The sequence below is a fragment of the Mycolicibacterium wolinskyi str. Jessa 2025 genome, assembly GCF_049241375.1.
GTDB classification, from domain to species: domain Bacteria; phylum Actinomycetota; class Actinomycetes; order Mycobacteriales; family Mycobacteriaceae; genus Mycobacterium; species Mycobacterium wolinskyi.
In genome coordinates this window covers 6031097-6045910 of sequence record NZ_CP185960.1, presented here as the reverse complement: position 1 = coordinate 6045910, position 14814 = coordinate 6031097, and the positions used below count along the sequence as shown (strand labels likewise).

15 protein-coding genes are annotated in these 14814 nt (G+C 65.0%); 8 read left to right on the top strand and 7 right to left on the bottom strand.

Annotation, left to right across the window (positions count from 1 at the left end; all coding sequences use genetic code 11):
- Positions 1-24: 24 nt before the first annotated feature.
- Positions 25-1998, bottom strand: a complete 1974-nt coding sequence (locus ACOI2T_RS29975) for an OPT family oligopeptide transporter (protein WP_409502154.1) — start codon at positions 1996-1998, stop codon at positions 25-27.
- Between the two features lie 190 nt (positions 1999-2188).
- On the opposite strand from ACOI2T_RS29975, the gene ACOI2T_RS29970 reads away from it, so the two are divergent.
- Entirely contained in the window at positions 2189-2560 is a 372-nt protein-coding gene (locus ACOI2T_RS29970) for a hypothetical protein (protein WP_421874964.1), read from the top strand.
- Here ACOI2T_RS29970 and ACOI2T_RS29965 read toward each other — a convergent pair.
- Entirely contained in the window at positions 2531-3562 is a 1032-nt protein-coding gene (locus tag ACOI2T_RS29965) for a TIGR03617 family F420-dependent LLM class oxidoreductase (protein WP_409502152.1), read from the bottom strand. The genes ACOI2T_RS29970 and ACOI2T_RS29965 overlap by 30 nt on opposite strands.
- 274 nt (positions 3563-3836) lie before the next feature.
- Here ACOI2T_RS29965 and ACOI2T_RS29960 point away from each other — a divergent pair, with 274 nt between their 5' ends.
- Positions 3837-6167, top strand: a complete 2331-nt coding sequence (locus ACOI2T_RS29960) for an esterase-like activity of phytase family protein (RefSeq protein ID WP_409502151.1) — start codon at positions 3837-3839, stop codon at positions 6165-6167.
- 113 nt (positions 6168-6280) lie between these two features.
- Positions 6281-6619 carry a hypothetical protein gene (locus ACOI2T_RS29955; protein ID WP_409502150.1) on the top strand — a complete coding sequence of 113 codons (339 nt, stop codon included), beginning with the start codon at positions 6281-6283 and terminating at the stop codon, positions 6617-6619.
- Between the two features lie 83 nt (positions 6620-6702).
- Here the strand turns inward: ACOI2T_RS29955 and ACOI2T_RS29950 are convergent, their stop codons facing one another.
- On the bottom strand, positions 6703-7707 hold the full coding sequence (locus tag ACOI2T_RS29950) for a hypothetical protein (RefSeq protein WP_409502149.1): 1005 nt from the start codon (positions 7705-7707) through the stop codon (positions 6703-6705).
- A gap of 76 nt (positions 7708-7783) precedes the next feature.
- On the opposite strand from ACOI2T_RS29950, the gene ACOI2T_RS29945 reads away from it, so the two are divergent.
- The gene (locus tag ACOI2T_RS29945) at positions 7784-7981 is read left to right on the top strand and encodes an antitoxin Phd (protein ID WP_409502148.1); all 198 of its coding nucleotides are present in this window, start codon (positions 7784-7786) and stop codon (positions 7979-7981) included.
- Positions 7978-8358 (top strand): type II toxin-antitoxin system death-on-curing family toxin, encoded by a 381-nt coding sequence (locus ACOI2T_RS29940; RefSeq protein ID WP_067856174.1) that lies wholly within the window; start codon positions 7978-7980, stop codon positions 8356-8358. Before ACOI2T_RS29945 ends, ACOI2T_RS29940 begins: the two co-directional genes overlap by 4 nt.
- A gap of 22 nt (positions 8359-8380) precedes the next feature.
- Here the strand turns inward: ACOI2T_RS29940 and ACOI2T_RS29935 are convergent, their stop codons facing one another.
- Genes ACOI2T_RS29935 through ACOI2T_RS29925 form a run of 3 tightly spaced genes read right to left on the bottom strand, consistent with a single transcriptional unit; the run spans position 8381 to position 10645 of the window.
- Complete coding sequence (locus ACOI2T_RS29935) at positions 8381-10018, bottom strand: peptide chain release factor 3 (RefSeq protein ID WP_421874961.1); 1638 nt, start codon at positions 10016-10018, stop codon at positions 8381-8383.
- Between the two features lie 34 nt (positions 10019-10052).
- Positions 10053-10442, bottom strand: a complete 390-nt coding sequence (locus tag ACOI2T_RS29930; protein ID WP_409502146.1) for a type II toxin-antitoxin system death-on-curing family toxin — start codon at positions 10440-10442, stop codon at positions 10053-10055.
- Positions 10439-10645 carry a CopG family transcriptional regulator gene (locus tag ACOI2T_RS29925; RefSeq protein ID WP_067856365.1) on the bottom strand — a complete coding sequence of 69 codons (207 nt, stop codon included), beginning with the start codon at positions 10643-10645 and terminating at the stop codon, positions 10439-10441. The genes ACOI2T_RS29930 and ACOI2T_RS29925 overlap by 4 nt, the downstream gene beginning before the upstream one ends.
- A gap of 146 nt (positions 10646-10791) precedes the next feature.
- On the opposite strand from ACOI2T_RS29925, the gene ACOI2T_RS29920 reads away from it, so the two are divergent.
- The 3 genes from ACOI2T_RS29920 (at position 10792) to ACOI2T_RS29910 (ending at position 13278) form a co-directional block, all read left to right on the top strand.
- Positions 10792-11352, top strand: a complete 561-nt coding sequence (locus tag ACOI2T_RS29920) for an LOG family protein (protein ID WP_409502145.1) — start codon at positions 10792-10794, stop codon at positions 11350-11352.
- Between the two features lie 255 nt (positions 11353-11607).
- Complete coding sequence (locus ACOI2T_RS29915; protein WP_409502144.1) at positions 11608-12864, top strand: L,D-transpeptidase; 1257 nt, start codon at positions 11608-11610, stop codon at positions 12862-12864.
- Positions 12865-12942: 78 nt separating this feature from the next.
- A complete protein-coding gene (locus tag ACOI2T_RS29910) occupies positions 12943-13278 on the top strand; it encodes a hypothetical protein (RefSeq protein ID WP_409502143.1) in 336 nt (111 codons plus the stop codon).
- A gap of 3 nt (positions 13279-13281) precedes the next feature.
- Here ACOI2T_RS29910 and zwf read toward each other — a convergent pair whose 3' ends face one another.
- On the bottom strand, positions 13282-14772 hold the full coding sequence (gene zwf, locus ACOI2T_RS29905; RefSeq protein WP_067856202.1) for a glucose-6-phosphate dehydrogenase: 1491 nt from the start codon (positions 14770-14772) through the stop codon (positions 13282-13284).
- Between the last annotated feature and the right edge of the window lie 42 nt (positions 14773-14814).

The following is a 14814-nucleotide window of genomic DNA, read 5'->3' as shown; positions in this document are numbered from 1 at the left end:
GTGACAAACGACACGCGGGAGGGCTCACTCCTTCACCACTTCGCGCGCGGAAATGGTCCGAGCCCGCGTGTACAGCCACAGGAGGACCGCCGCGAAGCCCGCGATGCCGATGACTTCGGCGAGCGTGCCGTCGTTGCCGGTGAAGATCGCGAATGGTTCGTCGCTTCCCGTGCCGGCGACGAACCCGGCGAAGATGACGCCATAGAGGCTCTCGCCGACGATCATGCCGGTGGCCAGCAGCACGCCGAGGCGTTTCTTGCGCTCCACATTGCCGCCGGTGCGGTCGGCCCAGCGGTTGTAGAAGAAGCCGAGCAGTGAGCCGAGCGGGATGATCAGCGTCAGGCTCATCGGCAGGTACATGCCCATGCCGACGGCCAGCGGAGGCAGGGCGAAACGTGATGTGCGGGTGAGAATCTCGTCGGCGATGACGATCGCAACCCCGATCGCCGCGCCCAGCCCGATCAGCGACCAGTTCAACGACCCGCCGAACACCCCTTTGGCGAGCGAGGAGATCAGTGCGGCCTGGGGTGCGGCCAACGCATTGTCGGTCGCACCCGGCGCACCGAGGAACCCGAACGCGCGTTGCATCAGGTCGAGCACCGGCGGGATGATCGCCGAGCCGAACAACACGCCGATCACCAACGCCACCTGCTGTTTCCACGGAGTCGCGCCGACCAGCTGGCCGGTCTTGAGGTCCTGCAGGTTGTCGTTGGATATGGTGGCCACCCCGAACGTGACGGCTGCGACGAACAACGTGAAGGCGACGAGCGCGGTCGACTGGCCGTCGTCGGTCTGACCGAAGACCACCTTGATCACCAGCGCGGCGATGAGCACCGTCAGGATGCCGACACCGGAGATGGGGCTGTTCGACGAGCCGATCAGGCCGGCCATGTAACCGCAGACCGCGGCGATCACCAGGCCGATGACGAAGATGAACACCAGGCTCGCCACGATGATCGCGGCCGCGCTGCCCTGCAACGCGGTACCGCGGCTGAAGTCCCACAGCAGCACGGCAATCGGAATCAGCATCACCACCACGGTCGCGATGACGATGGGGAAGGGGATGTCGCGCTGGGTGATGTCGACCAGTTGGCCCTGCCGCCGGTCGCGAGCCGACGCCAGCGCTTCGGTGATGCCTTTGACGATCGGGCGCAGGATCTTCAGCAGCGTCCACACCGCGCCCACCGCGATCGCCCCGGCCCCGATGAAACGGACCTCGCTGGCGAAGACGCTGTCGATCACGTCGGCGATGGGTTCACCGGTTCCGAACGCGCCGATCGTGCGAATCGGCAGCATCACCCCGAACGAGATGACCAACCCGACGAGCATCGCGATGCCGACCGTCATCCCGACCAGATGCCCCACCCCGATCAACGCCAACGACAGGCTGGCGCCGAACATCGAACCGCCGGATCCGACGCGGAAATAGGCCGCCACATAGTTGGCGAGCACCTTGAGGTTGGCCAGCAGCCCGAATGCGGCCGACACGAGTGCACCGAACGCGATCACCCGGATACCGACGCGGTTTTCGGCGGCGCCGCCGCTGCTGTCACCGACCTTGAGCACCTCGGCGGCTGCCACCCCTTCGGGATACGGCAGGTCCGAGCCCGTCACCAGGGCGCGGCGCAGCGGGATGGAGTACATCACGCCGAGAATGCCGCCGACGGCGCACACCGCCACCGTGATCCAGTACGGGAACCCGGTCCACCAGCCGATCATGATGAGCCCGGGCAGCACGAAGATGATCGCCGAGAGCGTGCCCGCCGCCGAGGCGACGGTCTGCACGATGTTGTTCTCCACGATCGAGTGGTTGGCGAAGTTGCGCAGGATCGCCATCGAGATCACCGCAGCCGGGATGGCGGTTGCAAACGTCAGGCCCACCTTGAGGCCGAGGTAGACGTTGGCGGCGGTGAACACGAGCGTGATCACCCCGCCGAGGAGGATTCCGCGGACGGTCAGTTCGCGCAGCGTCGGTGTGGTGCGGTTTGTGACGGCCAACTCGGCATCCTCTCGCTTCCGTGTGCGGTCGGGAGCGCTAGGTTTGCCTGCCTCCGCAACCTCTCAGCTAACGGTAGGCGCCGAACTGCGGTGTGTCGGTGCAATCGATTCACAGACACGCGGACATAGTGGGATATCCGGTTTTGCAGGCAGCATCATCTGTTGTTGGAGGCGGAGGTCGATGCCCTTTTTGCATGCGCAAGTCATGCGTGAGTTTCTGTGGGGCGACGATGTCGTGTTGCTGGCGATGGATACTGCCGGTGCAGCAGTCGTCGGTGCCGCGTTGACCGAAGCGACCGCACGTGGTTCATCGCATGTGGAAAGCAACGGCGTCACACACCAATTCGAGTTACGGCAAGAAGGCGTCGATATTGAGATCAGCGACGACGGCGTGATGTGGCGAGTCGACCGTGCCGCAGCCGTCGAGATCGTTGAGAGACTTGCTGTATTCGGTGACGGCGCCGAGTCCGGCCACCACTATGTGGATATTCGCAGTCCCGCAGCTACCCTCGTGCTCTCCTGCGGTGAGTACTCACCTCAGTTCTTCGAACCGTTCGCCTAACCGTTTCGCGACGGCGCCATAGCGTTCGAAGCGGTCACGGTCGCTGAGAGCGTTGTAAAGGACGATGCGCGTGGCTATTCCGCCGTACTTCTCGATGAGTGCGTCGGCCAAGTTTTCCCACGTGGATTCGACGGCGAACGCCGCGATGTGCTCGTCGGTGATCTGCGCGGCCATGCCTTTGAAGTCGCCGGCCTTCTGTTTCTCGCGGATCCGTGCGGTGGTTCCCTCGAAACCGGCCTCATCCCAGATGAACGCGTAGTTCGGAGTGCTGCCATAGAAGCTCATGCTGGCGCGCACGAGCTCGCGTTCGTTGTGACGCTCCTCGTCGGTGTCGCCGACGATCGTCATGACCGGCACGATCACCGCGATGTCGGACGACGATCGGCGTGACTTCGATGCTCCGGCAGCAATATTCGGCAGGACATGGCGCTTGATATAGCCGGACTCGCCTAGTGGGTGGACGTGTACTCCGTCGGCGACCTCACCTGCCATCCGCAGCATCCACGGATTCACTGCGGCCACATCGACTTTCGGATCGGGCGCGTCGATCGGTCCGGGACTCCACTGCGGGGTGATGAAGTCGAGGTCGTAGAACTCGCCATGGTGGTCGAGGGTGCCGGTCCGAAACGCGGCGAAGCACGCCTTCACCGCGAGCACGTAATCACGCAACCGCGGGCCCGGATGTTCGAAGTCCACACCGTAGCGCCGGACGACATGGGTGCGTACCTGCGTGCCGAGCCCGAGCCGAAACTTCCCGCCGGCCGCCTCCTGGAGCTCCCACGCCGTGGCCGCGGTGACGAACGGGCTGCGTGGAAACGCCACCGCCACGCCGGTCGAAAGTTCAAGACCGGGTGCGGCTTGCGACGCCAGCGCGGCGTTGAGATAGGCGGTACGACCGGTCTCGGTGAACAGCAGACCCGAAAAGCCCGCGTCTTGTGTCCGCCGGGCGAGGTCGCCGATCTTGTTCAACGGCTGCGGAGTCGTCATCGCGTCGACGTACACCGTGGGAACGGTACGCCCGGTGAGTGCCCGATCGCAGGCACTTTGTCGCCCTGGCTCACGCAGGTTCGCTCCCGTTTGCGGCATTAGTGCGATATCGCATGTGATATCGCACTTCGAAACCGTGTGGCCGAAACTCCCGCGTTACTGATGTGACGAATGGGACCCATTGGTTCACCACCGACCTGTTTCCGAGAATTCACCCGCAGACCCCCAACCCGTCACCTGCCCACGCAAAGCTCAGCCGACGCATCGGCACAACTGAAGAGGGTGACGAATGAGGAAGGACGCGGCTCGCGCTGCAGCGCTCAGCACGGCAGTAGCGCTGATCTTGGCGGGATGCTCCACCGAGGGCGAGAAGGCCGACGAGACGAAGCCGGACACCCCGAAGGCGACGTCGCCGATCGACTGGAACCTCCCAGACGCGGACCGCTACCACCGCACCGCGACCTATCCGGTATACCTCAACAAGCCCGCCGAAGACCCGGTCGACAAAGAAACCGTCGCCGAGATCTCGACCGTCACCCCCGACGGCAACACGGTCATCTACACCGACGCCGCCGCCAAGCGCATCGGCTTCGTCGACATCAAAGACCCCGCCAAACCGGTTGGCCAGGGCACGCTTTCACTCGAAGAACTCGGCCACAAAGACGACCAGCCCACCTCGGTGGCGGCGGTCGGGGAGTTCGTCCTGGTCGTCGTCGACACCACCGGCGGTGACTTCGCGAACCCCAAGGGCCGCGTCGACATCGTCCGGATCGCCGACCGCACCCGCGTGCACAGCATCGACCTTGGCGGGCAGCCCGACTCTATCGCCATCAGCCCCGACGGCTCGTTCGCCGCGATCGCCATGGAGAACCAGCGCAACGAGGAGTTCACCCCGCCCGGCAAGGAGGAAGGCGACCTTCCGCAGCCGCCAACGGGATTCGTGCAACTCATCGATCTCAAGGGTGCGCCGAACACCTGGAAACCCCGCAAGGTCGACTTCGATGTCGAAGCGGCGCGGCAAGCCGGCCTGGACACGCCCGAAGATCTCGAACCCGAATACGTCAGCATCAACTCCCGCGGCCAGGTCGCGGTGACGCTGCAGGAGAACAACGGCTTCGCGATCATCGACGGTCGCACCGGGCAGGTGCAGAAAATCTTCAGCGCCGGAAGCGAATCCGTCGAAGGCATCGACACCAAAGAGGACGGCAACCTCGATCAGAGCGGCTCGATCTCCGACACGCCGCGCGAGCCTGACGCCATCGGCTGGATCGGCGACGATCACGTCGCAACCGCCAACGAAGGCGACTGGAAGGGCGGCACCCGCGGCTGGACGATCTTCGATGCCAACAGTGGTGAGCCCGTCTGGGATGCCGGCAACTCCTTCGAGCAACTCGCGGTGCGCACGGGCCTGCACATCGAAGGCCGCGCCGAGGCCAAGGGCCCGGAGCCGGAAGGCTTGGCCATCACTGAGCTCGGCGGCAAGCCGACAGCGCTGATCGCTTCGGAGCGAAGCAATTTCGTCGCCGTCTACGACGTCAGCGATCCGAAGAATCCGGTGTTCCGGCAGATCCTGCCTACGACGCCAGGACCGGAGGGCGTCCTGCCGATCCCGTCGCGAAACCTGCTGGCGATCTCCTCGGAGGCCGACGACGCCGAGGCGCGGGTGCGGGCCTCGGTGAACGTCTACGGGTACGGCGAGCAGTTCGCCGCCGACGGCAAGCCGGCATTCCCGTCCATCGTCTCCGGCGATGTCGACGGTAAGCCCATCGGCTGGGGTGCGCTCGGCGCGCTCTCGGCCGATCCGGAGAACGAGAACCGGCTCTACACCGCCACCGACATTGCCTATGGCCCGGCTCGCATTCTCGGCATCGATGTGTCGCAGAAGCCGGCTCTGATCGACACCGAGTTGGCGATCACCGAGGATGGCAAGCCCGTCACGCTCGACACCGAAGGTGTGTCCGCACGCCCCGACGGCGGATTCGTGCTGGCCGTGGAGGGCGAGGAAGGCCCGGGCAACCAGTTGGTCTACGTCGCCGCAGACGGCAAGATCGAGAAGCGGGTGCCGCTGCCGCAGGACATCGCGGCGGGACTCGGCGGGCAGGGCCTGGAAGGCGTTGCCGTCGACGGTGATTCGGTGTGGGTTGCGGTGCAGCGTGAAACCAAGACCGATCCGAAGGGCGTGGTGCGGATCGGCCGTTACACCCCGGACGGCGACAAGTGGGAGTGGTTCGGCTATCCGCTCGACGAGACGAAGGCCGAGGGCGACTGGATTGGCTTGTCCGAGATCGCCGTTCACGACGGTCAGCTGCTGGTGCTCGAACGCGACAAGCTCAACGGTCCCGACGCCCGCGTGAAGGCCATCTACCGCGTCGCCATCCCGGAGGGCGTGGGCTTGACCTCAGCCGGCCAGGCCCCACAGGTCCTGCAGAAGACATTGGCCCGCAACCTGTTGCCCGATCTGCAGGCGCCCAACGGCTTCGTGCAGGAGAAGGTCGAAGGGTTCGCGATCGCCGGGAATCAGAACCTGTACGTGGTCACCGACAACGACGGACTCGACGATGCCAACGGCGAGACGCAGTTCCTCGACCTCGGCCCGGCCGCGGAGGCGCTGAAGGGGTAGAACGGGCGTCGGGTAAACGGGGCTGGAGCTGCTCACCGCCGACTTGTCGGTCTCTGGGGACATACTGCCCAGAAAACCGTCAAAAAATTTGACGGTGCGACAAAGAGGACGCGATGGGGACAGCGAAGAAAGCACCGTGGTGGGCCACGGATCCCGAGCTGCAGGGGTTCCTGCGTCAGTCGTACGAGGAATTCGAGTGCGAAGTTGCCGCCCGTGAACCCGTGCCGGCGGACCTCGGGCCAGATCCCGTCATCGCAGATCTGCTGAGTGGGGCAAGCTTGCGCGAACTTGCCCATGCGCGAGACGATCTCGAACGAGCTCAAGAGCGTTACGACAACGCCGTACTCGCCGGCCGAAAGGCCGGGCTCTCATGGGGCGAGATCGGCGAGATTCTAGGCGTGTCAAAGCAGAAGCTACACAGTCGATACCGATCTCGCGATCTGTTGACGTAACTCCGCTCGATCTAGAGGTAGCCTTTGCTATCGGTCTCTACATCAGAAACGAGCAGATACGTACCACCGTCTGATCGCCCGCCTCACCACTCCCTCGCGATCCGCGCGAATGAACCGTGCACGGCGCTGCGGCTGACGAGGCGGACGTCCAACCCGCGGTGTTCGACGATGCGCAATGCACGCGCGATCGCGTCGTCGATCCACGCATCGTGGTTCCCGAACACACCACCGCCCACTCGGGTCAACAGCACGACATTCGAACCACCGGCGGCGGCCTGTTCGGCTGCCGCGAGGAGCGTCGCCTCGTAGGTGGCTTCGAGGACGAGTCGCGCGAATGGTTCCCAGTCCGGGCTGGGCACACCGTAGGCGACGGGCAGCGCGGAGCAGAACGCCTGGGACACAATTTGATTGCCGTCCGAGACGTCGGTGACCTCAACATCGCGGTGCAGGCCGATGGCCAGCATGCCGCGAAGTTCGTCGCGTTCGGTATCCGAGTAGTCGGTCAGCAAGTCGGCGACAGCGCCGAGGCCTTGTGGCGTACACAGCGCATACCCGTTGCGCATCTCCCACAGGTCGGCAACCGGCCGGCCCAGCCGGGTTGAGAATGCCGCACCGAGCCCAGCCAGTGTGTCGAGTTGGCGGTCACGGGTCTGCCCGGCTTGCCCGTCGACATCGGCGAAGTAGTTGCGGAAGATGGTCGCCGCGCCGGCCGCCATCGCGCAGGCCGGGCCCTGCGTGTGGTCGTGCTCATACCGCGTGACGCCGTCGTCGGGGGTCATATGTGGTGACGTCATCTCCAGCGCGTTGAACTGCGACGCGACCTGGATGGTCGCGCCCCGAAACTCGGGCGCGGCATGCAGCGCGCGGGCGTCGCCGATCAGGGGTCTGACGGTACTGCGTCGCCGGGTCGCCACGGGTGCGCGGCGGCGCAGCTCGGCCAACGACGGCAGCGTGAGTTCACCGATGCCATAGCGCTTTTCGTTGACGAGGGAGATCAACGTGGAGCCCTCAACGGTGAGGCGTTCGCGTGTTGCGTGGTAACCGAGCTCGCGGAATCCCGTCAGACGCTCGAACCAATCGACAGACATGGTGGCATCGTCGCATGTGCCGGTCGGCGTCGAATTTTGGTACCTGTTTAGGTACCAAATGCGGTATTGTCGATGTATGCCTTCGCTGAACATCGAATTTGACGAGAAGGAGATGGAGCAGATCCGAGCGGCTGCTCAGGCCGATGATCTGTCGTTGAAGAAGTTCGCGCACGCAGCTGTGATGGAACGCGCGAGCATGCATAAGCGCAGAGTCGCAGAGGCGGCCCGCCTCGTGGCTGAGCGTTCAGCTGAACTCAACCGACGCTTGGCGTGACCGAATACCTGGACCGCGATGACGTTCTCACCGCGGGGTCGATTGCGTTCGGCGGGGAGCTGAAGGTGCGCGACTACGGCTTGCTCGATGCCGCGGTCGCTCGTCCGCAGACAACTGTGTTCGGTGTTGATGCGTATCCGGAGATATGGGACAAGGCCGCTGCGTTGTTGCAGTCGCTGGCGCGTAATCATGCGCTGGTCGACGGTAACAAGCGCACCGCGTGGGCCGCGGCCTGGACCTTCCTGCATATCAATGGCTTCGAGCTGGCCGCGGACTTTGACGTCGATCGGGCCGAGGACCTCATGAACGAGGTGGCGACCAGGGATTGCGACGTGAGCGAAATCGCAGCATCGCTTTTCAGTTTTGCTGCGGCGTGAAGTACCCGCCGATTCCGGGCGGCTATCCCTCGGCGGCCACCAATGATCGCAGCTTGATGTTCGGGTTGTCGCGCTGGAAGCCCTCCAGGCGCCACGGCGTCGAGAACAGCACGAGCATCACACCGTCGGTACGCGTCAAAACCTCCGCTGACACTTGGCGATTCACAAAGTCGGCGTCCTCCGGGTCGACGATCCGCGCGACCTGATACGGCAGGGACTCCAACGAGATCGGCGCGCTGAGTTCGGTCGCCATGCGATGGGACGCCACCTCGAACTGCATCGGGCCGACGGCCGCGAACACCGGCGCCTGGTCGCCACGCTTGTCCGAGCGCAGCACCTGCACGACGCCTTCCTGCTCGAGCTGCTCGATGCCGCGGCGGAACTGCTTGTGCTTGCTGGGATCGGTTCCGCGGGCCACCGCGAAATGCTCGGGGGAGAAGCTCGGAATCGGCGGATAGTGCACGGGCACATCGCGATACAGCGTGTCGCCGGGGCGAAGGGCTGCCGCGTTGGCCAACCCGATGACGTCGCCGGGCCAGGCACCGTCGAGGGTCGAGCGCTGCTGGCCGAACACCGACTGCGCGTACTTGGTGACGAACGGCTTGCCGGTCGCGGCGTGGGTGAGCACGTCACCGCGCTCGAACGTGCCCGACACCACCCGCGCGTAGGCGATGCGATCGCGGTGCGCGGAGTCCATACCGGCCTGCACCTTGAACACGAACGCACTGAACGGCGCGTCGGTGGCACGCCGGACGCCGTCGACGTCGACCGCACCGCTGGGCGCCGGGGCAAGCTCGACAAGAACATCGAGCAGCTGGTTCACGCCGAAGTTCAACGCCGCCGACGTGAACAGCACCGGCGATGACTCACCGCTGAGGAACGCGTCGCGGTCGAAGTCGGAGCCGTCGGCCGACAGCAGTTCGGATTCCTCGACCGCGGTCTCCCAGTCCACACCGGCGGCGGCCGTCGCGTCCGCCGCGGGAATGTGCTCCTCGGGAGCCGCCGTCGCACCTCCGGCCGTCCGGGTGAACCGGATGTAGTGGCCCTTGCGGCGGTCCATCACGCCCTTGAAGTCACCGGCGATACCGACCGGCCAGGTCAGGGGAGTGGTGCGGAGCCCGATGCGCTCGTGGATCTCGTCCATCAGCTCCAGGGCGTGGCGGCCGGGGCGGTCCCACTTGTTGATCACCGTGATGATCGGAATGCCGCGATGCTTACAGACCTGGAACAGCTTGAGGGTCTGCGGCTCAAGGCCTTTCGCGGCGTCGATGAGCATCACCGCGCAGTCGACGGCCGTCAGCACCCGGTAGGTGTCCTCGGAGAAGTCGGCGTGGCCGGGGGTGTCGAGCAGGTTGATGACGCAGTCGCGGTACGGGAACTGCAGCGCCGTCGACGTGATCGAGATGCCGCGGGCCTTCTCCATCTCCATCCAGTCCGACACCGTCGAACGTCGCCCGGCCTTGCCGTGGATTGCGCCTGCCTCGGTGATCACCCGCGCATGCAGCGCGAGCGCCTCGGTGAGCGTCGACTTACCGGCGTCGGGGTGGCTGATGACGGCGAAGGTGCGGCGGCGCTGCCCTTCGGCAGCGATCCGGCCTGCGGACCGGGCATCGGACGTGGTGGGGGTGTCGAGGGCAGCGTCGAGGGCATTGTCGGTCATCTCGCCAGAAATGGTATGGGCGACCAGGGGTAAATCAGTAATCGGATTCTTGGTAGCTCCACTCGCGTAGTTGCCCGGCGATCTGATCGAGATCCGACTCGGCCCCCGTGGCGACCCGGATGACGAAGTCAAAGCGGTCGTCTTCCGGTGCGCTGATCCACTGCCCATTGATGGCCAGGAACGTGCGGCATGCGGTCCACGCCAGTCGCTTGTTCCCGTCGATCAACGCGTGGTTGCGGGCCAACGAGTGCATCAGGGCGGCGGCCTTGAGATGCAAATCCGGGTAGGCGTCCTCGCCGAACACCGAGGCGCGTGGCCGTGCCAGAGCAGATTCCAACAGGCCGTAGTCGCCGACCTTGACATCTTCGCCAACTGCGCGGCGGGCGATCTGCAGGAGGTCGTCGAGGTCGAGGTACTCGATCATGCGTCCTTGAGACGCTCCAAGACCCCGGCTTCCTCGGCCACCACGCGCTGTAGCGCCGTATCGACCTTCGTTCTGTGCGCTCGTCGGGCGATGTACTCATCGATCGCCGACAGCGCTACCGCTTGCATCGACCGTCCCTCGGCGGCAGCCTGCCGACGCAACGCCTCGGTCTGCTCGTCGCTCGTGCGCAGAGTCATACCCATGACCGCCCATGATACCGATTTGATACCACTCTCCACTGATATCGCCGGTGATATCGCACTTCGCAACCACATACGCATCTGCTGGCAGGTGCTGGTGTGACCATTGTGGTTACCTGAGATATCACCTGTACCAGTCCGGAGCCTTCATGAACATCTGCGTCTTCTTGTCCGCCGCCGACCTCGACGCCCGCTACACCGAGCCGGCGCGGGAGTTCGCCGAGCTGCTCGGCAAGGGCGGCCACACTCTGGTTTGGGGCGGATCAGACGTCGGGCTGATGAAGGTCGTTGCAGACGGGGTTCAGAAGAGCGGTGGTCGACTGGTCGGGATCTCCGTCGAGTTCCTGCGGACGAAGGCGCGGGCTGAGGCGGATGAGATGGTGTTCACCGCGAATCTCGGCGAACGGAAGGCCACGCTGTTGGCACGCTCAGACGCGATGGTCGTGATGGCAGGCGGCCTGGGCACGCTCGACGAGGCCACCGATATCCTCGAACTGCGTAAGCACCGGCACCACGACAAACCGGTGGTGCTGCTGAACACGGCCGGCTTCTACGACGGGTTGGTGATCCAGCTGCGGCGGATGGAGCAGGACGGCTTTCTGCCCGTGGCGCTCGACGAGCTGGTGTACGTCACCGATGAGCCGGCCGAGGCCCTCGCGTACTTGGAGCGTTGGCACACGGGGGTGCCGTCCGCTCTTGATGAGCGGTGATGAAGGCGCCGCGTGCACGTAAATCTGAGGGGCCACATGAGTTTGAAGTGTGATATCGCGGGTGATATCGCACTTTGAGACCGTCTGTGTGCTCCCTTCTGGAGGCTGGTGTGAAAGTTGAGGTCGGCCGCACAACGACCCGATCACGACTCGCCCACAGCGCGGAGGCGTTACGCCGACGAACCGACGACCCGGCTACGATTGAGCCACCGATCGGGATCCCGATCAAACTGGCCTTCGCCGAACCACATTGGAGTGATGTTGTCGTCTGTTCGTCGTGCCTGCCTTGCGGCCGCACTCGCTGTGCTCGCGGTCTTGGGTGGAGTCGCCGTCACGGCCTTGCCGGACTGCGGTGAGCACTGCCAGACGGTGGCGAGCCCTCCGCAGGGCGTCCCGCAGCCGTCGCCGACGGAGCCGGCCAAACTCGCCATCACCCCGAAGCCGAACGCCGAAGTCGATCCGCTGGCGCGCGTCATGGTGACGGCCACGACCGGAACCGTCGCGAGCGTGAAGATGGTCAACGACGCAGGCAAGGAGATCCCGGGGATCCTCACGCCGGACGCCAAGACGTGGAAGCCGACGACGTCGCTCGGCTATGGCCGCACCTACACGCTGACCGTCACGGCCAAGGGCCCCGGCGGGATGCCGACGAAGCAAACCTCGACGTTCACGACCCTGACCCCGGGCTACCAGGCCCGCGTCTACCTCAACGGCACATCCGGCGCACCACTGCAGGACGGCGCGAAGTACGGCGTCGGGATGGTGATCGTCGCGCGCTTCGGCGAGCCCGTCACCGACAAGGCCAGCGCCGAACGACGGATGACGGTCACCACCGAGCCGAAGGCCGTCGGCGCGTGGAACTGGATCGACGACCAGACCGCGCATTGGCGCCCGGAGAAGTACTACAAGCCCGGCACGAAGGTCACCGTGAACGCCGACATCTACGGTGCCCGGCTCGGCGACGATGTCTACGGCGCACAGGACGAGAAGATCTCGTTCACGATCGGTGACTCACACGTGTCGATCGCCGACGACAAGACCAAACAGGTCAGCGTGTTCGAGAACGGCAAGCTGGTCCGCACCATGCCGACCTCGATGGGCATGGGCGGCACCGAAACCGTCGGCGGCACCACGATGAGCTTCTGGACCCCACGCGGCATCTACACCGTGATGGATAAGGCCAACCCCGTCGTCATGGATTCCTCAACGTACGGCCTGCCCGTCAACTCCCGCCTCGGCTACAAGACGACGATCCCGTACGCGACGCGCATCAGCATGGACGGCATCTACCTGCACCAGCTCAACTCGACGATCTGGGCGCAGGGCAACACGAACGTCAGCCACGGCTGCCTGAACCTCAGCGGCGAGAACGCCGAATGGTTCTACAACTTCTCGGTGCCGGGCGACATCGTCGAGATCCGCAACACCGGCGGCGACCCGCTCAAACCCGACAACAACGGCGACTGGACCATCCCGTGGGACCAGTGGCGCAAGGGCAGCGCGCTCGCCTGATTGCGTAGGCGTCGCAGGAAACTGCCGCGTCCAGCCCCTTGGTGCAGCGCTTACGCTTGAGCTGACACCGGGGGTGAGATGGTCTACCAGCAGCCGCCCAAAACCAAATGGGCAGAAGCAGCTTCGATCGTCGGTCGGTGCCTGGCCGGAGCGTTCGGAGTGGCCGCGCTCGTCATCTGGTTGCTGATCGTGTGGACCGTCCTGAGTTCGGCGTACGCGACGGACCCGGCGGAGGATCCGCACGGCTACGGCTTGATCTTCGGCGTCCTGGCGTACATACCGTTCGGCCTGGCGTGGGTGCTCGCCCTTCCGCTGGCGTTGCCGAAACGGCTGCGGGCCCGGGGTATGCGAATCGCGATGCTGCTGTTCGTCACCGTCACCGTGTTGGGTGTCGTCGCGTTGTACCTGTCGTAAGGCCTACTCGCGCCACACGCGCTCGAACGGCAACCGCCACGCATTCGGCGCGATGAGCTGATGAATGGCATTGGGACCCCACGTCCCGACGGGGTACATCTTCACGATCGGCGGATCCTCCAGCAGCGGCGCCGACCGCTCCCACAGGGATTCGATGCCCTCGGCCGTCGTGAACAACGTGTGGTCGCCGCGCATCGCGTCGAGGATCAGCCGTTCGTAGGCCTCGAGTACGTCGGCGGCCGCGCCGCTCTCCTCGGTCGAGAACTGCATGGACAGTTTCTGCAACCGCATGCCGGGCCCGGGCCGCTTGCCGTAGAACGACAGCGACACCTTCGACTCGTCGGCCAGATCGAACGTCAGATGGTCGGGGCCCTGCGACCCGACACCGGACCCCGCCGGAAACATGGTGCGCGGGGCCTCTTTGAACGCGATCGAGATGATCCGTTGCCCCTCAGCCATTTTCTTGCCGGTTCGCAGATAGATCGGCACGCCGGCCCACCGCCAGTTGTCGATGCCGACCTTGAGCGCGATGAACGTCTCGGTCTCCGAATCCGGTGCGACCCCCACCTCGTCGCGGTAACCCTGATACTGCCCGCGCACGACCTCGGCCGGGTTGATGGGCAGCATCGACCGGAAGACCTTGTTCTTCTCCTCGCTGATGGCCCTCGGCTCGAGCGCGGTCGGCGGCTCCATCACCACGAACGCCATCACCTGGAACAGATGCGTGACGACCATGTCCTTGAAGGCGCCGGTGCTCTCGTAGAAGTTGGCCCGCTGGTCGAGCCCGAGCTTCTCGGGTATGTCGATCTGGATGTGGTCGATGAAGTTGCGGTTCCAGATCGGCTCGAACAGCCCGTTGGCGAACCGGAACGCCAGGATGTTCTGCGCGGCCTCCTTGCCGAGGAAGTGGTCGATGCGGAAGATCTGCGATTCCTTGAACGTCTTGTGCACGAAGGCGTTCAGCAGCACCGCGCTTTCGAGATCCGTGCCGAACGGCTTTTCCATCACCACCTTGGCCCGCTTCACCAGATCGGCGTCCTTGAGCATCGTGATGACGGACTGGGCGGCCTTGGGCGGCACCGAAAGATAGTGCAGCCGACGGGCATCGGCGCCGAGCTCGGCTTCTGCGGCGGCGACGGCAGCGGCCAGCGCCTGCGGGCCTGCACTCTGCGGCACGTAATGCACCTTGCTCGCGAAGCTTGCCCACTGCTCATCGGTGGGCTTGCGGGAGGCGAACTGGTCGATGGCCTCTTTGGCGTGCTTGAGGAACTGCTCGTCGGTGAAATCCTCCAGCGACGTCGCGACAACCCGGATGTCGGGGCTGAACGTCGACTGCTCCAGGTACGCGAGCCCGGGCAGGAGTTTGCGCTTTGCCAGGTCGCCCGTCGCGCCGAACAACACGATGACGTGCGGCGGCAGCGCCTCGTTGTCGTGCCGCAACGGGCGGGAACCGGGAGCCGGATAGGCGATAGATGACGGTTTGTCAGGGGCCACGTCCCGAATACTGGCACTCGGGTGTGCACTGATGGCGTCGCT

Coding starts and splice junctions, on each gene's coding strand:
- ACOI2T_RS29960 (WP_409502151.1), top strand. CDS start 3,837: ATGAGGAAGGACGCGGCTCGCGCTGCAGCGCTCAGCACGGCAGTAGCG.
- ACOI2T_RS29955 (WP_409502150.1), top strand. CDS start 6,281: ATGGGGACAGCGAAGAAAGCACCGTGGTGGGCCACGGATCCCGAGCTG.
- ACOI2T_RS29950 (WP_409502149.1), bottom strand. CDS start 7,707: ATGTCTGTCGATTGGTTCGAGCGTCTGACGGGATTCCGCGAGCTCGGT.
- ACOI2T_RS29945 (WP_409502148.1), top strand. CDS start 7,784: ATGCCTTCGCTGAACATCGAATTTGACGAGAAGGAGATGGAGCAGATC.
- ACOI2T_RS29935 (WP_421874961.1), bottom strand. CDS start 10,018: ATGACCGACAATGCCCTCGACGCTGCCCTCGACACCCCCACCACGTCC.
- ACOI2T_RS29930 (WP_409502146.1), bottom strand. CDS start 10,442: ATGATCGAGTACCTCGACCTCGACGACCTCCTGCAGATCGCCCGCCGC.
- ACOI2T_RS29925 (WP_067856365.1), bottom strand. CDS start 10,645: ATGGGTATGACTCTGCGCACGAGCGACGAGCAGACCGAGGCGTTGCGT.
- ACOI2T_RS29920 (WP_409502145.1), top strand. CDS start 10,792: ATGAACATCTGCGTCTTCTTGTCCGCCGCCGACCTCGACGCCCGCTAC.
- ACOI2T_RS29910 (WP_409502143.1), top strand. CDS start 12,943: ATGGTCTACCAGCAGCCGCCCAAAACCAAATGGGCAGAAGCAGCTTCG.